This window comes from uncultured Flavobacterium sp. (genome assembly GCF_963925415.1).
In the GTDB taxonomy this organism is placed as follows: Bacteria; Bacteroidota; Bacteroidia; order Flavobacteriales; family Flavobacteriaceae; genus Flavobacterium.
On record NZ_CAWUTS010000042.1, the window covers coordinates 56116 to 75699 of the forward strand.

Annotated in this window: 18 protein-coding genes; 4 read left to right on the forward strand and 14 right to left on the reverse strand. The window is 31.6% G+C overall.

Annotated features, from left to right (window positions below; all coding sequences use genetic code 11):
* Window positions 1–2 precede the first annotated feature (2 nt).
* From AABM47_RS03500 to AABM47_RS03530, 7 genes are all read right to left on the reverse strand, one after another.
* Window positions 3–992 (reverse strand): acyl-ACP desaturase, encoded by a 990-nt coding sequence (locus AABM47_RS03500; protein WP_338409539.1) that lies wholly within the window; start codon window positions 990–992, stop codon window positions 3–5.
* A gap of 3 nt (window positions 993–995) precedes the next feature.
* Window positions 996–1730 (reverse strand): lysophospholipid acyltransferase family protein, encoded by a 735-nt coding sequence (locus AABM47_RS03505; RefSeq protein ID WP_338409540.1) that lies wholly within the window; start codon window positions 1728–1730, stop codon window positions 996–998.
* A 19-nt stretch (window positions 1731–1749) separates the two neighbouring features.
* Window positions 1750–2133 carry a hypothetical protein gene (locus tag AABM47_RS03510; protein WP_338409541.1) on the reverse strand — a complete coding sequence of 128 codons (384 nt, stop codon included), beginning with the start codon at window positions 2131–2133 and terminating at the stop codon, window positions 1750–1752.
* Between the two features lie 83 nt (window positions 2134–2216).
* The gene (locus tag AABM47_RS03515; RefSeq protein WP_338409542.1) at window positions 2217–2627 is read right to left on the reverse strand and encodes a BrxA/BrxB family bacilliredoxin; all 411 of its coding nucleotides are present in this window, start codon (window positions 2625–2627) and stop codon (window positions 2217–2219) included.
* 104 nt (window positions 2628–2731) lie between these two features.
* The gene (locus tag AABM47_RS03520) at window positions 2732–3868 is read right to left on the reverse strand and encodes a lycopene cyclase family protein (protein ID WP_338409543.1); all 1137 of its coding nucleotides are present in this window, start codon (window positions 3866–3868) and stop codon (window positions 2732–2734) included.
* A gap of 37 nt (window positions 3869–3905) precedes the next feature.
* The gene (locus AABM47_RS03525) at window positions 3906–5498 is read right to left on the reverse strand and encodes a TonB-dependent receptor (RefSeq protein WP_338409544.1); all 1593 of its coding nucleotides are present in this window, start codon (window positions 5496–5498) and stop codon (window positions 3906–3908) included.
* Window positions 5495–6151: a TonB-dependent receptor gene (locus tag AABM47_RS03530; protein WP_338409545.1), complete on the reverse strand. Its 657-nt coding sequence runs from the start codon at window positions 6149–6151 to the stop codon at window positions 5495–5497. The genes AABM47_RS03525 and AABM47_RS03530 overlap by 4 nt, the downstream gene beginning before the upstream one ends.
* Window positions 6152–6239: 88 nt before the next feature.
* On the opposite strand from AABM47_RS03530, the gene AABM47_RS03535 reads away from it, so the two are divergent.
* Both AABM47_RS03535 and AABM47_RS03540 read left to right on the forward strand, forming a co-directional pair.
* The gene (locus AABM47_RS03535) at window positions 6240–6887 is read left to right on the forward strand and encodes a metal-dependent transcriptional regulator (RefSeq protein WP_338409546.1); all 648 of its coding nucleotides are present in this window, start codon (window positions 6240–6242) and stop codon (window positions 6885–6887) included.
* Between the two features lie 2 nt (window positions 6888–6889).
* Window positions 6890–7708: a ZIP family metal transporter gene (locus AABM47_RS03540; protein ID WP_338409547.1), complete on the forward strand. Its 819-nt coding sequence runs from the start codon at window positions 6890–6892 to the stop codon at window positions 7706–7708.
* A 247-nt stretch (window positions 7709–7955) separates the two neighbouring features.
* Here the strand turns inward: AABM47_RS03540 and feoB are convergent, their stop codons facing one another.
* From feoB to AABM47_RS03555, 3 genes are all read right to left on the reverse strand, one after another.
* Window positions 7956–10064 carry a ferrous iron transport protein B gene (feoB, locus tag AABM47_RS03545; RefSeq protein WP_338409548.1) on the reverse strand — a complete coding sequence of 703 codons (2109 nt, stop codon included), beginning with the start codon at window positions 10062–10064 and terminating at the stop codon, window positions 7956–7958.
* Window positions 10064–10297: a FeoA family protein gene (locus tag AABM47_RS03550; protein WP_338409549.1), complete on the reverse strand. Its 234-nt coding sequence runs from the start codon at window positions 10295–10297 to the stop codon at window positions 10064–10066. Before AABM47_RS03550 ends, feoB begins: the two co-directional genes overlap by 1 nt.
* A 69-nt stretch (window positions 10298–10366) precedes the next feature.
* On the reverse strand, window positions 10367–11035 hold the full coding sequence (locus AABM47_RS03555) for an SCO family protein (RefSeq protein WP_338409556.1): 669 nt from the start codon (window positions 11033–11035) through the stop codon (window positions 10367–10369).
* A 117-nt stretch (window positions 11036–11152) separates the two neighbouring features.
* Here AABM47_RS03555 and AABM47_RS03560 point away from each other — a divergent pair, with 117 nt between their 5' ends.
* Entirely contained in the window at window positions 11153–14542 is a 3390-nt protein-coding gene (locus tag AABM47_RS03560; RefSeq protein WP_338409550.1) for a T9SS type A sorting domain-containing protein, read from the forward strand.
* A gap of 40 nt (window positions 14543–14582) precedes the next feature.
* Complete coding sequence (locus AABM47_RS03565) at window positions 14583–16628, forward strand: M13 family metallopeptidase (protein ID WP_338409557.1); 2046 nt, start codon at window positions 14583–14585, stop codon at window positions 16626–16628.
* Window positions 16629–16677: 49 nt separating this feature from the next.
* Here AABM47_RS03565 and AABM47_RS03570 read toward each other — a convergent pair whose 3' ends face one another.
* The 4 genes from AABM47_RS03570 to AABM47_RS03585 all read right to left on the reverse strand — a co-directional run bounded on the left by AABM47_RS03570 (window position 16678) and on the right by AABM47_RS03585 (window position 19466).
* Window positions 16678–17601 carry an EamA family transporter gene (locus AABM47_RS03570; RefSeq protein ID WP_338409551.1) on the reverse strand — a complete coding sequence of 308 codons (924 nt, stop codon included), beginning with the start codon at window positions 17599–17601 and terminating at the stop codon, window positions 16678–16680.
* Window positions 17602–18414 carry an SDR family NAD(P)-dependent oxidoreductase gene (locus AABM47_RS03575; protein ID WP_338409552.1) on the reverse strand — a complete coding sequence of 271 codons (813 nt, stop codon included), beginning with the start codon at window positions 18412–18414 and terminating at the stop codon, window positions 17602–17604.
* An 18-nt stretch (window positions 18415–18432) separates the two neighbouring features.
* Entirely contained in the window at window positions 18433–18783 is a 351-nt protein-coding gene (locus AABM47_RS03580) for a hypothetical protein (RefSeq protein ID WP_338409553.1), read from the reverse strand.
* A gap of 71 nt (window positions 18784–18854) precedes the next feature.
* Window positions 18855–19466 carry an FMN-binding negative transcriptional regulator gene (locus AABM47_RS03585; protein ID WP_338409554.1) on the reverse strand — a complete coding sequence of 204 codons (612 nt, stop codon included), beginning with the start codon at window positions 19464–19466 and terminating at the stop codon, window positions 18855–18857.
* Between the last annotated feature and the right edge of the window lie 118 nt (window positions 19467–19584).

A 19584-nucleotide genomic window follows, 5' to 3' on the forward strand; every position in this document is an offset into this window, starting at 1 on the left:
CTTTATTTTATTAATGCTGGTTGCACCCATTTAAAAACATATTCTTCTTGTGGAATAATTAAACGTTCAGAAACTTTAATCATTCGAGCGGGCAATTTCATTAAATAATCTCTAGCTTTTTCCGCTTCATCAGTTAGATTAGCAATTTTATCAATTTCCCAATTGGTAATTAATTTCTGCATTATTTCTACATAATCCATTGCGGTATAAACACCAATTCTTTGTGCAGCATTTGAAAACTCTTCAAAAACAGACCCTATTTTCCCTCCTGATTCACGTATTAATTGCGCCGGCATATTGATTTTGTTTTTCATCATGTATTGAAAAGACAACATCATTTCACTTGGATCAATTTCAAAAATACTTTTAACAAAATGGCTGTATGCATGATGATGACGCATCTCGTCACCTGCAATTAATCGACACATTTTTGACAATTTATTGTCGCCATATTTTTTTGCCATTTGTGCCACACGATTATGAGAAACATAAGTTGCCAATTCTTGAAAACTTGTAAACACAAAGTTTTTATAAGGATCTCTACCAGTACCTGGATCAAATCCGTCTTTAATTAAATGTTGAGTAGTAATTTCAACTTCCCTCATGTTTACTCTTCCTGAAAGGTATAAATACTTGTTTAATGTGTCTCCATGTCTGTTTTCTTCTCCAGTCCATTGACGCAACCACTTAGACCATCCGTTATCTGGTTTTTGCGATACTCCTTCTATGTCCATTAACCAAGATTCATAGGTAGGTAATGCTTCTTCGGTGATTGTATCGCCTACAAGAGTTACCCAAAAATCATAAGGCAATTCTTTAGCAATTTCTCTTAATTCTCGAACTTCTTCAAAGAAATTTTCGCTTTGAGAATTAGGGAGTAAATCTGTTGGTTGCCATATTTTTTCTACGGGAATTAAATATTCATCTACAAAGCTGTCAATTTTTAATTCTAAAAATTGCATTACTTCTAACCTTACATTTTGTATTGACATAATTTATATTTTAATAGCCTTAACTATTGTTTTTTCTGTTTTTTCAAACAATTTTTCAAAAGAATAATCGGAAATTTTTAGGGGATCATGAATTTGAAAATAAATTTTAACACCCAGACCAAATGGGAATTTACCAAATTTAGTAATTTTCCATGAATTATTAATGGTAATTGGCACAAAGTAGGCATCAGGGGCAAATTTATATAACATTTTTAAACCATTTATGGAAAAAGGTTTCGGTTTACCTGTTTTACTTCGAGTGCCTTCAGGAAATATGACGGCGGAATGTTTGTTCTCATTTACAAATTGCCCACATTTTTTTATTTCATTTAAAGCTTGTTTAGGATCTTTTCTGTCAATAAGCGCTGAACCCCCTTTTCTTAAATTATATGACACACTAGGAATCCCTTTTCCTAATTCTATTTTACTGATAAATTTTGGATGCCAATCTCTCAAAAACCAAATCATCTGGGGAATATCATAGAGACTTTGATGATTAGCAATAAATATTAAGGGAGCATTTTTTGGCAATTTTTCTCTTCCTTTAAAAGAATATGTAGTTCCTAATACATGGGTACTTCTCACTAAAAAATAATTTAATACATAAACACTTATTCGATGGCCATTATACCCAAAAATAGTATAACAAATCCATTGAATGGGATGAAAAATCAGCAGCAGCATTATAAATACTGCTGAAAAAACTATAGAAAACGGATATGAGACTAACTTTAGCATTCCATTTTATTAAATTATTTTAATCAAGTACAGTACAAACACCATTTACACATTCTACATTATTTGGTGGGGAAACTACTTGACAATCTGAACTGGCGCCTATTTGAATGTTATATGCATTATCCATCTCATAATGTTCTAGAACTAATGCTTCTAAGGTAGTTTGATTAACAGTATTTGGATAGGCTAAAAAGGCTCTTGGCCCTCCACACGGTTTTGCACCAAAAGCAATGTAATTACATGAAGAAGCGCTTGTGCATGAAAAACTTTGAATATAATCAAGAATCTCTTGTTTTTTAAAAGCTAACAATTCAGCAGTAGACAATTCATTCTCATTTTCTTTATCACATTCAAAGCTTTGAAGTAAAAGAAAACAAAGTAAAATTCGAATTAAATATTTCATGCTTTTTAAGTTAAATGGAATGTAAATATAAAAAACCCTTTTCAAAAAATTAAAAAGGGACTATTTATTTTATTGTTAAAAAATTAACAATGTTCGTTGTAAGCTTCTTTTAAGTTTTCTGCAATTAACTCAGCTGGTCGGCCTTCAATATGATGGCGTTCAAGCATGTGAACTAATTCACCGTTTTTAAATAAAGCCATGCTTGGCGAAGATGGAGGAAAAGGGAACATTTGTGCTCTAGCTGCATCTACCGCATCTTTATCAACACCTGCAAAAACAGTAACTAATTTAGATGGTTTTTTGTCCCCATCTAGGCTCATTTTAACACCAGGACGTGCATTACGTGCAGCGCAACCACAAACCGAATTTACAACCACTAATGTTGTGCCTTCTGATTGTATGGCATTTTTAACCTCTTCAGTACTATATAAATCTTGAAAACCTGCGTCATTTAATTCGTTACGCATGGGTTTAATCATTTCTTCTGGATACATAATTATTTTGTTAAAATTTAACGTTATGCAAAGTTACAAAGATTTTTTGTAGTCTGGTCGCTTCTAATCATAAAGATTTGTTATAGCTCATAAAATGCATCGATTTAAAACACTCTTCCAAAAAAGGCTTTCATAAATGGAATTTTTGGACATTTTAAAATCACTTTTATATCTTCAAACAAAGAGGTTTCTTCATCTAAAAACTTTAAAATTAATCCCGATTTTCCTTTTTCAAATAAACCAGAAAATACCTTTGAACCTATAGCGTTATTTTTGTATAAAACATCAATAAAAAGCAAATCATAAAACCAAAATTTATTTTTCTTATGAAATTTAGTAAAATCAGAATCGATTTCTAAAAATGCAACCAATTGCTTTGATTTTTTAGTCACATTTTTAAAAGTAAAACCTGTACTTGCTTTTGTCCAACCACCTGCAGAACCAATATGTATAATATTTTTTGAATTATGTTTCCAAAAAGGATAGCATGTCATGGGAATATTTCCTTGTTCTTTTTCTATTATTTCGTATTCAGTAATGCCTAATTTTTTTATGTATGATTCAATTTCGTTTTCGTATGCTGATTTTGAAAGTAAATCTTTTGAAAATAATGTATATTCAAGAAGTGCTTCATTTTTAGAAGTTGGCAAAACATACATAAAACGTGTATTTCCATCTTGTTTTACAGAAAAATCCATAAAAGTAGCTGCATTTTCATCAAAAACAGATTCCTTGCTTTTTATAAACCAACCTATAAAATGTTGTTGTAATAAAGGATATTTTTTTTGTAAAGTACCTATACTGGGATTATAAATAGAATTAAAAACCTTATTACAAGTATAACTATTGTGCTCCGTTTTAACCAAACATTGATTTTCAAATTCAGAAAAATCAATAACTTTTTTTTGTAAAAAATAGATGTTTTGATGCTTAGAAATTTCATTAAAAATGAACTCATATAAATCCACACCATGAATCATTTTGTACTGATAAGGATCAATATTTAGGTTCTTTTTGAAATTTTGATTGGCAAAAAGAGTATTTTTCCATTTTTTAGAAGTAATTTCTTCAAAAAGAGATGTCTCATCCCAAAAACACCACGTTCTATCATTTGTTTTTTTGGCATCACTATCTATAAGAAGAATGGTTTTGTCTTCTATTTTATGAGACAAAATCATTTCATAAACCGTCATTAAAGCAGCTAATCCAGTTCCTGTAAAAATGTAATTGTAGTGTTGCATTTTTCAAAGATATAGAATTTTATTAGCATATTTAATTCTAATTTATACGATACCTTAAACCTAAAAACATTCTAATTCCTTGATTTGGTCCATAAACATAGCTAGGGTCAAATGTTAATGCATACATATTATTTGGTGTAGATGTTGCGTTTCCATTACTATCAAAAATAACATCTTTGTCAAAAGGATCATTAGCTCTTGCAATTAAAAAAGGATTATTTTTATTGGGCGTCCAATCTAATAAGTTTTTAAGACCACCATATATTTCAATTTGCTTTATTTTTTTATACGTAAATTGAATGTTTTGTATGCTCCAAACAGGTGAATATTCACTTCTGGGATCTAAACTTCCTAATAAAGGCAAACGCATTGGGCCATATAAATTTCCTGTATAATCTATAGATAAATACCATTTAGCAACATCATAAGAAATTCCCCAAGTAGCACTAATTTTTTCTGTCAATATTGGAGTTGAAATTATTCTGTTTCTTTTGTTTTTAGATTCTAAAACCGTTAAACCCATTATAGTTTTTAAACCAAAAGGAAAAATTAATTCTAAGTTTCCTGTTATTCCATAAGTTTTAGAATATCCATTTAAATTAGAATAAATTATTTGATTTGGATTTGTATCATAATCAGGTAAAATTTGATTTTTAAAATGGGTGTACCAACTTGAAAATTCTATAACAGAATGAATTCCATTTTCAAATTTATACTTCTTTAAATAATTAAAATTAATATTATAAGAAGTCTCAGGATTCAAATTTTCTGTAATAATAACATCTCTAGAACCTGTTAACGCAGCATGTTCTTCGGTAAATAAATTTACAACTCTAAAACCTGTTCCTGCATTTATTCTAAAAACATCATTTTTAGAAGGTTTCCATTTATAGGCAATTCTTGGAGTAAATATTGAACCATGAACTGAATTATAATCAAAACGAGAACCTAACAAAACACTGTGTTTTTCAGCTAATTTTATCTCATTTTGAATAAATAGACTGCTAATTTTACTTTTTTCAGATCGTATCGTAGCTGTTGTATTGTCATTATAATATTGATAACGAAAAGCGGCACCAAGAAGTATATCGTGATTATTAATTTTTTTATCCCAAGTTAATTGACCATAAGCAATTTCTTGTTGAGCTAAGAAAAGAATATCTCCATAAACAGAATTTTGATCATGATTTGTATAAGAAAAAGAAGCAAACATGTTTTCTAAAACGGGCAATTGATATTTACCTAATACTTCATATCTTTTAGTATAAATACTTTCGCCATATACTTGATCACCACCTCTAAAGCCTTTATTCCACTGTAATTCTCCACCCCATCTATCTTCATAAAAGAAACGACCAGCAAAGGTTAACTCTTTTTCATTTTTTCTTTTAATAGTAAACTTATTAAAGACAGAAACTCTATCCTGAAGTGTAACATCAGTAAAGTTGTCATTATTACTATCAATAGGGTTATTATAATTAAAATAGTTAATCCCTAACAGATAATTTACATTTTTACCAATTTTATATTTTGCTCCAATATCGATATTGTTTTCTAACCAAGAAGTACTAAACACATCCGCATAAAATAACGGAGCAATTTCAGGGCTTTTAGTAATAATATTTATCAAGCCCCCAACAGCTTCACTCCCATATAAAGAAGAAGCTGGTCCTTTACAATTTCAATTCTATCAATTAATGAATTTGGAATTCCAGATAAACCATAAACAGTAGAAAGACCACTTACAATTGGCATTCCGTCTATAGTAACCATAGTATACGGCCCTTCCAAACCATTAATATGAATGTCTCCAGTGTTGCAAATGTTGCAATTTAATTGAGGACGAACACCATTTACATTTTGTAAAGCTTCAAAAATGTTTGACGTTGGATTTTTCTTCAAAAAAACAGCCGTATAAACTTCTACAGGAACCGGAGACTCTAATCTTGATACAGCCTTTAAGGTTCCTGTTAATACAACTTCATCTAAAGTGTAAATCTCATCTAACGTACAATTTAAAATTATTTCCTTTTGATTAAAAACGGTGATTATTTTTTTGATAGTTCTAAATCCTGTATAAGAAAACTGCAAAGTATATTTTCCGTTCGGAATATTTTCTAGTAAATATTGACCATTATCTTTTGCTGTGATTCCTTTGCTTAATTCCATTAAATATACAGTAGCAAAAGGTAAAATTTCGTTTTTTGTAGTTATTTTTCCTGTTATTGATGTTTGAGAAAAAGCACAAACAGAAAACAAGAGTAGCATAAAATATATTTTCATATAATATTAAATTATTTTTAGACAAAACTAAAAAAATAATTATCTGAATCAAAATAAAATGTTATATATTTGTATAAAATTTATAATAATGACTACTTCAGAAGAAAATTATTTGAAGGTAATTTATCATTTATCCGTTGTTTCGCCAAAGGGTGTAAATACCAATGCAATTGCTGGAATGCTTGAAACAAAAGCGTCTTCTGTAACCGATATGTTGAAGAAATTATCTGAAAAAGATTTAATAATTTATAAAAAATATCAAGGAGCATCTTTAACCGAAAAAGGAACATTAACAGCAAAAATGATAGTGAGAAAACATCGTTTGTGGGAAGTTTTTTTAGTTGAAAAATTAAATTTTACTTGGGATGAAGTTCATGAAATTGCAGAAGAACTTGAGCACATTCAATCAGAAAAACTGGTAAATAAATTAGATGCATTTTTAAATTTTCCTGAATGTGATCCACATGGCGACCCTATTCCAAATGCTGATGGTGAAATTAAAAAAGTACAAAAAAAATTATTATCAGATGCAAAAATTAATGTATCCTATAAATGTGTTGGAGTAAAAGACTCTTCCGCCGAGTTTTTACAATACTTAGACAAGCAAAAAATTGCTTTAGGTTCGACTTTTAAAATTTTAGAAAAAGACACTTTTGATGATATTTTACAAGTTGAAATAAATAATAATACAATTGCGATTTCAAATAAAATAGCTACTAACTTATACGTACAATAATTATGTTTCAAGATGTTTTAACTTATTTAGAAAGCATTAATCCCATTTTGGCAGCTTTTTATGCCACAATGTTCACTTGGTTTGTAACCGCCTTAGGGGCTTCATTTGTTTTCTTTTTTAAAGGAATGAACCGAACTTTTTTTGATGGAATGCTAGGTTTTACTGGTGGAGTTATGGTTGCTGCAAGTTTTTGGAGTTTATTAGCACCATCAATAGAAATGAGTGCAGGAGAAGGATTTATTAAAGTAATTCCGGCTGCAATTGGTTTTGCACTTGGAGCACTTTTCATTTTTGCTTTAGACAAAACCTTACCTCATTTACACATCAATTTTAAAGAAACAGAAGGAATAAAATCACCTTGGCAAAGAACTACATTATTAACCTTAGCCATAACTTTGCACAATATTCCTGAAGGATTAGCTGTTGGTGTTTTATTTGGTGGTGTTGCCGCAGGAATTCCAGAAGCCTCTATTGCTGGAGCAGTTACTTTAGCTATTGGAATTGGAATTCAAAATTTTCCTGAAGGAATAGCAGTTTCTATGCCATTGCGCAGAATGGGAATGAGCCGAAGAAAAAGTTTTATGTACGGACAAGCTTCTGCTTTAGTAGAACCAATTGCAGGAGTTATAGGAGCGGCAGCTGTATTATTTTTTACACCAATATTGCCTTATGCTTTAGCATTTGCTGCGGGTGCAATGATATTTGTGGTTGTAGAAGAAGTAATTCCGGAAACGCAACAAGCTAACAATACTGATATAGCTACTTTAGGATTTATTGGTGGATTTATTGTTATGATGACTTTGGATGTTGCCTTAGGTTAGACATTAATTTTTAAAGATTAAGACAAAAAAGGGGGCTTAAAATTTTATTTATTTTTTTTGTAAAGCAGTAAAAAAGTGCCCTAGGGTAATTATGTTTTAAATTGCAACAATTATACTATTCTTTGCTAGTGACAAGCACAATCATCGCCACACGATTTTGATTTTTTGGAAGATTTTTTCCAAAAGAATTTTTTTACTAAAAATCCTATCGATATTATGAGGGCTATGTAAACTAAAACTTCTTGCATTATTTTAAAATTTGAAAAGCAATTAACGATACAATATAAGCAAATCCAGTCATAAAAACAAGTTGAATTATAGGCCATTTCCATGAATTGGTTTCTTTTTTTACAATGGCTAGTGTGCTCACACATTGCATTGCAAAAGCATAAAACAACAACAACGAAATTCCAGAGGCAAAATTAAAAATCTTTTCACCCGTAATTGGATTTACTTCGGCCTTCATGCGTTCTTTGATTGTTTTTTCTAGATCATCGTGACTTCCTACGCTATAAATTGTAGCCAATGTGCCTACAAAAACTTCACGAGCAGCAAACGAACTTACCACAGCGATGCCTATTTTCCAATCATAGCCTAAAGGTTTAATAGCGGGTTCAATGGCTTTACCAATAATTCCTATATAAGAATTTTCTAATTTGTATGAATTGGTTAATTCTTCTAAATGTTCGGGGCTGTAGGGTTTATTATTTTGAATCAAATTTGTTTGAATAATGTGTTCTGCATCATTAAAAGCCTTGGTAGGCCCGTGAGAGCCTAAAAACCATAAAATAATCGAAAGGGCTAAAATAATTTTACCAGCACCACCCACAAAAGCTCTAGTTTTTTCTAATACATTTAGTCCAACATTTTTAAACATTGGAATTTTATAACTCGGCATTTCAATTACAAAATAGGTTTTGGAGCTTATTTTTAAAATTTTATTTAATACCCAAGAAGAAAAAATAGCCATAAAAAAGCCCAATAAGTATAAAAGCATTAGGGTTAAGCCTTGTAAACTTAAAAAGCCAAAAAGCCGATCTTCAGGAATAATTAATGAGATAATTATTGCATAAACAGGTAAACGAGCAGAGCAAGTAGTAAAAGGGGTAACTAAAATAGTAATTAAGCGCTCTTTCCAATTTTCAATATTTCGAGCACTCATAATGGCCGGAATAGCACAAGCAGTTCCAGAAATTAAAGGAACAATACTTTTACCGCTTAATCCATATCTACGCATAATTTTATCCATCAAAAATACAACACGGCTCATATATCCACTTTCTTCGAGTACAGAAATAAATAAAAACAGAAATGCAATTTGGGGTATAAATATTAAAATACCGCCTATCCCTGGAATAATACCTTCGCTAATTAAATTAGTAAATTCTCCCGCAGGCAAATGTGATTTTGAATAACTCGCTAAATTGGCAAAAGTAGCGTCAATAAAATCCATTGGGATAGTCGACCATTCAAATATGGATTGAAATATACTGAAAAGGATGAAAAAAAAGATTAGATAACCAAAGATGCGATGTGTTAGAATGCGATCTAATTTTGATTGAAAATTAGTAGCTTTAGATTGATCAATTTTTTGTCCAATTTTTAGTGTGTCATTTATAAATTGATATCTTTTGATGGTTTCTTTTTGTTGCAATCGTTTTAAATCAGCGTGTGATTTTGTAAACGAGCTTTTCATTTCTTTTCGTTCTAAATTTAAAAAATTTACATCTTGTGTAATGACCAACCATAATTTATATGTCAATTGATTGGGAAACGTTTTTCTTAATTTATCAAAATATTCAACATCAATGGAAGATGCATTTAAACAAGAGTTAATTGATAATTCTGTATAATGTAAGAGTAATTTTTTTAGGCTTTCTATACCTGTTTTTTTTCTAGAACTGACCAAAGCTATTTTGGTTTCTAATTTGGTTTCTAAAAACGGAATATCGAGCTCAATACCCTTCAACTTCATTCGATCACTCATATTGATGACCAAAATAGTTGGTATTTCTAAATCTTTAATTTGCGTAAAAAGCAAAAGATTTCTTTTTAGGTTTTCTACATCAGAAACTACAACTGCTACGTCAGGAAAATCGGGGTCTTTTTTATTTAGCAATAATTCAATGACAACATTTTCGTCAATTGAACAAGCATTTAAGCTATAAGTCCCGGGTAAATCAACTATTTTTGCTCTTATTTCATTAGATAATTTTGAATACCCATGCTTTTTTTCAACGGTTATTCCAGGATAATTTCCTACTTGTTGGTTTAGTCCTGTGAGTTGATTGAAAACAGAAGTTTTACCTACATTTGGATTTCCAATTAAAGCAACTTTTATAGTTTTTTGAGCCATTAGCTTATTGCTTTTATGATGTTGATTTCCAATGCAGTTTCTATTCGAATGGCTACATGGCAATCATTAATATTATAATATAGAGGATCACCAAGCGGTGCAATTTGAATTAATTCAATACTATTGCCAGGTAAACAGCCCATTTCTATCAACTTTAACGGAATATTGTCAATGTTAACATCTAAAATAGTTGCTTTTTCTCCTTTTTTTAATTGAGTTAAATTAATTTCCACGCTTATTTAGATTGAATTTAAATACAAAAGTAAAAATTTTAAATACAAAAGGGCTTATAAATGTCATATTTAATTTTCTACTGACGATAGCCAAAGGACATCTTCTAAAAGCTGGGTAACATTTTTTGTGCCTTTTTCTGTTGGTTTATCTAAGTTTGTGCCGTCATAAAAGCCTCTAATTCTACCTTTTTTATCAATTAACACAAAATTTTCGGTATGAACCATATCATATAAATCTTCTGTTTTCGCTGTTTCTACAGCTAAATACGATTTTCGAGCCATATAAAATATGTCTTTTTTATTACCTGTAACTAAATTCCATTTAGCATCCAAAACACCTTTTTCTAGAGCGTATTTTTTTAACACAGAAACACTGTCAATATCAGGAGTAACAGAATGCGACAGTAATAAAATATTTGGTATATCTTTAATTTTTTCTTGAAGCCAAACCATATTGTTAGTCATTATAGGACAAATTGTAGGGCAGGTAGTAAAGAAAAAATCAGCTATATAAATTTTGTTTTTATAATCCTCTTGGGTAATTGTTTTTCCGTTTTGATTTATAAATTTAAAATCAGCAATTTTATGATAATAGCCAACATGTTGAATGCTGCTATCTACTAATTGAGGATTTACATCTTTAGGGTTAAAAACAGGAAGTCTTTTTTGGGGTTTTAGTAAACTATAAATTCCAATAAAAACCAAGATTGAAATTCCAGCAAAAATCAGAATAAAAATTTTATATTTTTTCAAAATAGTATTTTTTTTACAAAAATACAAAATACAAAATACAAAAGCATATTTAATATATTGAGTTAGATTCGTTATATTTGTTTTATAAATACAAATATTGATATGAAAATTAAGTTACTATTATTCTTGTTTTTTACTGCGCTTGGTTTTTCGCAGTACAATTCATCTGCTCCTTGGATTATTAATAAAGAAGAATCGAAACAAGGGTTATTGACTATCACTGAATTGCAAAATGCATTTGACCAATATTGGGAAACACATGATAAAGACCTAAAAGGGTCTGGATATAAGCCGTTTATGCGATGGCAATATCATTGGGAAAATAAAACAACTCCTCAAGGGGCTCTAATTACACCCGAACAAATGTGGTCTGTATTTGTTCAAAAAAAGGCATCATCAACAAACAGAAACAATCAACAAACACCGGCAAGTAATTGGCTTCCATTAGGACCTTTTACCCATTCCAACACAGGTTCTTGGTCTTCGGGACAGGGAAGAGTAGGTATTGTGCAAGTTGATCCTTCAAACTCAAGTACGGTTTATATAGGAACACCAGCAGGTGGTATTTGGAAATCAACAGATTCGGCGAATTCTTGGGCCCCATTATCAGATAATTTGCCCCAAATAGGCGTGTCTGGCATTGCGGTTGATTATTCCAATTCGAACATATTATATATTGCAACAGGAGATAAAGATGCTTCTAATACGTACTCAATTGGTGTCATGAAATCAATTGACGGTGGCACAACTTGGAACACAACAGGATTATCGTTTGTTAACACTTCTTCTTCTGCAGGAGACATTTTAATTCACCCTACAAACAGTCAAATTTTATGGTGCGCTACAAGTGTTGGGTTATATAGAACTACGAATGCTGGAATAACATGGACTGTTGTTCAGTCGGGAGATTTTGCTCAAGGCTCTATCCGATTAAAACCAAATGATCCTACAACTGTTTATGCGGTTTCTAATGACAAGTTTTATCGTTCAACAGATTCGGGAAATAGTTTTGTTTCCATACCAACAGGGTTGCCTTTAGATGCATCAAGAATGCTTTTAGATGTTACGGCAGCTAATAATAATTACATTTATATATTGGCAACATCTGGAGATAATTCTTTATTAGGGGTTTATAGATCTACCAATGGAGGAACAAATTGGACAAACACATCTGGAGCTACAACAAATATATTAGAGTCCACCCAATCTTGGTATGATTTAGCACTAGCTGTTTCTAATACAAATGCAGATGAGGTTTATACGGGTTGTTTAAATGTTTGGAAATCTACCAATGGAGGGGCTAATTTTACAAAATTAAACAATTGGAGCTCTCCAAACGCAGCATCTTATACACATGCCGATATTCATTATTTAGGTTTTCACGGCAGTAAATTATATTGCGGTAGTGATGGTGGAATTTATGTTTCTGAAAACGGAGGTATTATCTTTACAGACAAAACAGCTGGAGCTCAAATAAGTCAATTTTACAAAGTTTCGGTATCAAAACAAACGTCTAACAATATTATGGGAGGCTTACAAGATAATGGAGGCCATGCATACAGCAATGGATCATGGAAAAATTATTATGGTGCAGACGGAATGGACGCAGCAATTAGTCCTGTAAATCAAAATTTATATTATGGTTTTATTCAAAGCGGAAGTGCTATGTTTATCAGTTCTAATGCTGGAAATTCATCAGGCTCTTCTGTAAGTGCCCCTTCGGGGATTACGGGCAATTGGGTTACCCCTTTAATGATTAATTCTATTGGAGAAGTGTTTTCAGGATTTAACGGATTATATAAATTAGAGGGCTTGGCATGGGCTCTTCAAAACACCAATAGTGTGGGTTCAGAAAACCTTGAACTAATTGCCATTGACCCATCAAATGATGATATAATGTACGTTACAAATGGATCTACTTTATATAAAACTATTGATAAGGGAATCACTTTTATAGAAGTATATTCGGCATCAAGTACCATTCGAGCTATAGATGTACATTCATCTGATAGTAATACGATCTATATTACAACTAATGGAGTTTTAGGCGAAGTTCTAAAATCTACCAATGGCGGTACTGTTTTTAGCAGTATTTCTTCAGGATTACCAAATATTGGAAAAAACACACTAGTACATCAAGGACGACACACCGATAATCCGATATATGTTGGCACTAGTTTAGGCGTTTATTATAGGGATGACACAATGAGTTCATGGGAGCCTTTTGATATAAACTTACCAAACGTTTCAGTAACCGATTTAGAAATAAACCTTAACGATAATAAATTAACAGCAGCAACCTATGGAAGGGGAATTTGGCAAACAGATATCCCTGTTCAAATTCCGAACGATGATGTTAAGTTTTTAGAAATCCAAAGTCCAAATTTAGGCATCAATTGCAACAGTACAATTACGCCACAAATTCAAGTAAAAAACAACGGACTAAACCCTATAAGCGAAGTAAACATTACCTATTTAATTGACGGTATAAGTAATGATTATAATTGGGTTGGTAGTATAGCAGCCAATCAAAATCAAATTATTGCATTGCCATCAGTAACATTAACAAGAGGAGTACATTCGCTAAACATTACTTCAACAATATTAAATGATGCCTATTCGGATAACAATTCTGGAGCAACAAATTTTTATATAAATGATAGTGGTTTATTAAATGAAACAAACCCTTTTACAAACCCTTCCAATGAATTAATTACCTATACAGAAGGCAGCAACACATCTCAATGGGTCAGAGGAATTAAAGATACGGGATCAATGTCGTCGGATGGAAATACGGTTTATACAACAAATTTAACGGGTAATTATCCAGATTTAGTAAAAGCATACATCATCTCTCAATGTTATGATTTATCGAGTGCTACAAATCCACAAATTCAATTTACAATGAAATATCATTTGGAATTAAATTGGGATATTATCTATGTTGAATATTCTACAAATTTAGGGCAAACATGGTCCCTATTAGGATCTCAAGGAACAAATTGGTATAACAGCGATAGAACAAATGCTTCATCTGGAACTGCTAATGATTGTCAAAATTGTCCTGGAGGACAATGGACAGGCACCAATACAACATTGACAACTTACTCACACCCACTAACCGCTTTAATTGGTCAATCTAGTGTGCTTTTTAGAATAGTGTTTCACTCAGACGAATCAGTAAATCAAAGAGGGATAAATATTGATGATTTTGTTGTAACAGGCGTTTTGTCAAGTGAAAATTTTGAATGGCGTAATATTGCGGTATATCCTAATCCTTCAAATGGAATTTTTAACATCTCGTTGGGCGATATTGAGCCTACATCAATTGAAGTGTATGATGTTTCAGGAAAAATTATTGCAATAAAAAAGAATATAAAACCAAACAACTTTCAAACAACTATAGATTTATCAACAGCCGCTCAGGGAATTTATTTCGTAAAAATCATTGATAATCAAAATCAAATCGTAAAAAGAATAATAAAAAAATAACAAACCAAAAGCTATGAAAAATAAATATTTTAAAGCATTTATGGGTTTCCTTTTTTTAGGAACCCTGTTTTTTTCGTGTAAAACAACTAAAGAAATTGCACAAACAGAAACACCAATTGGAATTAATACCTCTTTGATGGACACTTCTGTAAAAGCCTCTGACGATTTTTTCAGATTTGTAAATGGCAAATGGATTGATAATACCGAAATTCCAGCCGATAGAACCCGTTGGGGTAGTTTTGACGAGCTTCGAAAAAACACGGATGAAGATGTAATGGCCATATTAAAAGAGGCAATTAATGATGAATCAATTGACCCTAAATCAGATCAAGCAAAAGCCATAAACTTATACAAGTCAATTTTAGACACGGTAACTCGAAATAAACAAGGTATAGAACCTTTAAAAGACTATTTAACTAAAATTGAGGCGGTTAATTCGGCAGCAGATTTAGCTTCGCTTTTGGCCGAAATGGAAAAAGAAGGAAGTAGTTTGGGCTTTTTTGGTACTTACGTAGGTACAGATGCTAAAAATAGCAGTAGAAATGTGGTATATGTAGGAACAGGAAGTTTGGGATTGCCTGATAGAGACTATTATGTGTCAGACGCACCTGATAATGTTGAAAAGAGATCAAAGTATACGTTACATGTTGCGCGTATGTTACAATTTATTGGAGCAAATGAAACACAAGCAAGTAAAAGCGCAGCCGCTATTTTAGCTTTAGAAACTAAAATGTCAACAGCTACTTTTGATCGTGTTGAACGAAGAGACCGAAGAAAAACGTATAATCCTATGACCATTTCTGAGCTTGAAAAAATAGTGCCAACAGTAAATTGGGATTCTTATTTTAAAGAAATCGGAATTGGATCTCTAGATTCAGTAATAGTTTCTCAACCTAAATATTTAGAAACATTACAAATGGTTTTCAATGAAAATAAGGTTGATGATTGGAAATCTTACATGAAATGGACGTTATTGCGTCAAGCTTCGGGTGTATTGTCAACAGAAATAGCGGATGCAAATTGGGCGTTTTATGGCAAAACATTAACAGGTGCTGTTCAACAAAGACCTGCAGAAGAAAGAGCACTAGCATCAGTAAATGGAACATTGGGCGAAGCCCTAGGAAAACTATATGTAGCAAAAAAATTTCCTGCAGAAGCCAAAGCTAAAGCAGAGGCCATGATTAAAAATGTATTTGTAGCTTTTGAAAACAGAATCGACAATTTACCTTGGATGACAAAAGCAACAAAAGAAAATGCTAAATTGAAATTGCGAAAATCAAGAATTAAAATTGGTTATCCTGACAAATGGAAAGATTATTCGGAATTGGTGATTGAAAGTCCAGAAAACGGAGGGACCTATTTTAGTAATATGAAAAATGCTTCGAAATGGGGAAATAAAGAAAACATTGAAAAATTAAATAAACCCGTTGACAAAGAAGAATGGGGAATGTCTCCTCAAACTGTTAATGCATATTTTAACCCTTCAAACAACGAAATTGTATTTCCAGCAGCTATTTTACAAGCTCCTTTTTATGATTATAGAGCTGATGAAGCTGTTAATTATGGAGGGATTGGAGCGGTTATTGGTCACGAAATTTCACACGGATTTGACGACTCAGGCTCAAGATATAATGCAGATGGGAATCTTATAAACTGGTGGAGTGATGAAGATCTGACACAATTTACGGGCCTAGGTACAGCTTTAGCTAATCAATATTCGAACTTGCAACCTTTGCCTGGAATTTTTGTTGACGGTAAATTTACTTTAGGTGAAAACATAGGAGACTTAGGAGGCGTAAACGCTGCCTATGACGGCCTTCAAATCTACTTAAAACAAAACGGGAATCCCGGTTTAATTAACGGTTTTACACCAGAACAACGTTTCTTTATTTCTTGGTCAACCATATGGAGAAGTAAAATGCGCGATGAAGCCTTAAAAAACCAAGTAAAAACAGATCCGCATTCGCCCGGAATGTACAGAGCTTATGTTCCTTTGCAAAATGTAGATGCATTCTATAAAACATTTGATATCAAAGAAGGAGATGGTATGTATATTGCTCCAGAAAACAGAGTTAAGATTTGGTAATCAAATTTAAAAGCAACTTTAAACCCCATGTAAAAATTTGGGGTTTTTTTTATGTTTTTTTTATAGCTTTATTCACCATATACAAGCCAATAATTGTCACAAGTCCTCCAATAATAATAGGAAAAGTTAAAGGTTCATTAAATAAAATATAACCAAAGAATAAGGCTACGATAGGATTTATATAAGCGTATAAACTGCTTATTTCTTTAGGCAAATGCTCTAATGCATAAATGAAGGCAATAAACGTTAGTACAGAGCCAAAAACAACCAAATAAGCAATGGACCACCAAGATATTGCTGGAATTTGAGACAACGGTATAGAAGAGCCTTCTATACCAATAACGCTAGAAATCACAAAACACGAAATTAACATTTGAAGACCTATACTAAAATACGGATTAAAATTGGTTCTGTTTTCTCTAATGTAAATAGAGGACAAAGCCCATGTAAAGGTTGCAATAACCGATAGCAGAATTCCAAATCTAAATTCAGGATTTAAAAAGTCGTTCAAATAATCATAAAAAATAACACAAATTCCAGAAAAACAAATCAACAAACCGATGGCTGCCTTTGCCGACACTTTTTCGCCTCTAAAAAAGCTAATTACTACAATCCATAAAGGAAAAATAGAGCCAATAATGGCACCCAAACCACTTGAGATGTACTTTACCCCCCAGGTGCTTAAACCATTACTAAGCATAAAGTTTAAAATACTTAATATTAAGATGTTTCGCCACTGCCTTTTATTTGGCCAAGGCGCTTTTTTGTATAAAAAGTAAATCAAATAAAGAACCCCTCCAAACAATTGTCTTAAGGCTACCAATTGCATAGCGGGCATGTGCTTTACACCTTCTTTTGAAGCAATCCAGGTAGTTCCCCAAAAAAAACTAATCCATAAAAGGGCAATTATAGGCAACCCTACAGCGCTTTTTGTTTTTTTTATATATTCATGAAAAACACTATAATAGGCCATTTAAATGATGTATTTAAACTTATAACTTAAACCAGTTTCTATTTTGACACTTGAAATTAGTTTCCCTTTTGACACTTTATTTTTTGTAAAGATAGGTAAAGGAAGATTTGAATTTTCAGCTTTTTTGTGATAATATTTTTTTTTTGTGGGGTGTTGGGGTGCTACGGCATTGTAAATCTCGTTGCCTTGCTTATTTTGTTTCAAAATCGCTACAATTATCCCAATACAATCTTTTTGATGAATTAAATTAACGGGTGCGTCCGGATTTTCAACATTACTTCTACCGGATAAGAATTTTATAGGATGCCTGTCTTCAGCAAGTAAACCACCAAAACGGAGAATTATACTTTGAAAATTAGTGTTAGAAAGCAACAAGTTTTCTACTTGAAGCAATTGTTTGCCACTTTCAGAATCTGGATTTGGAATTATGTTTTCATTAATTGTTACAATGGGAAACGCATCAGCATAAACACTAGTTGAACTTATAAAAAGCACTTTTTTTACACTTAATTTTTCAATTTTGGCAATCAATAGTTTTATTTTTTCAACAAAACTTTCAGATGAGTTACCTCTTAACTTGGGTGGAATATTTATGATTAAAACATCTGCTTCAGCTAAAAAACCTTCAATGTTTCCAATGATATTATCTTGAGAAAGCTCTATTTGAAAGGGTTGAATTTCATTACTTTCCAAAAGTTCCAATTTGTTTTTAGAAGTTGTTGAACCCTTTACATTATAACCAATTTTAATTAACTTTTTTGCTAACGGTAAACCGAGCCAGCCGATTCCAAGTATGGATATTTTTTCTTTCATTTCATTTTCCTCTAAAATCTACCCTTCTTTTTTTACTAACATTACGTATTCGTCTTCTAAAAAGCGGTAGCCCTGGTCGTATAAAAAATAATAGATATTACCTGTTTTGGTTTGCAAAATACTCGTAAAAAAATCAAAATCAAACCCTTTACTTAGCAATTTAGTTTTTGTTGTTTTTCCTTTTCCGTCTGGGTTGAGATCACTAAGAATTCGATAGTTTTTACGCAATTTATTATTAATGTTGCGCATCAAATTATTTTGATCTTTGTTCATTTTGTTGTTATAGGCATTGCGGCAACCGTCAGAACAAAACTTTTTATCTTCTCTGCCTATAATTTTATCTTCACATTCTAAACAGGTTTTACTCATTTTTTATTTTTTATTAAACAAACCTAACAGGTTTTTAATTTTAGTTGTAAACCTTTGACAAAGGATTAAGGTTATTTGATGTTTTTCATTTCTTTGGCAACTTCTTTATTATTTGAAATTTCTTCGTTTTCCAATTGGTTAATTATGTTTTGATAATCTTTTTTATTTCTGTTTTGAGAAAGTTTATAAGCAGCTTGTATCTCTTTGATATTGATACTAAAACCAACAATTCCGTTAATTTGTTGCAAGGTTTTACTCGACATTTTTTCGACAGAAACTGGGTTTTGAATGTTTTGTTCGTAGGTATCTACCAATTTTTTTAGGGAATTCATTAATTCTTCGCTTGATAAAGTTTTTATGGTTCCATAAATATGAACCGCTATGTAATTGTATGTTGGTACTTCTTCTTTTTGATACCAAGAAGACGAAATGTAGGCGTGTGGTCCATTGAAAATAACCAAAACTTCGTCATTGTCTTTTATATTTATGGCTTGTGGGTTTTGTTTTGAAAGATGTCCGATTAAAATATCTTCATCATTATTGTCTTTATCTAATTGCAATGGAATGTGTGTGGCAGCAAACTTGGTATTGGTTTGACTGACTACAATAGCAAAACCATTTTGTGAAATAAATTCTTTTATTTGACTTATATTTTCGTTTTTATAAATGTTTGGTATGTACATTTTGTTATTGATTAATTATGTTTTTTTGGTTTACGAGGGTTTACGAGGGTTTGCGTTAGGGGTTGAAGCGGCATCCTTTTTTTGTAAAAAAAAGATATAGCGGTAGACCCTACCCAAA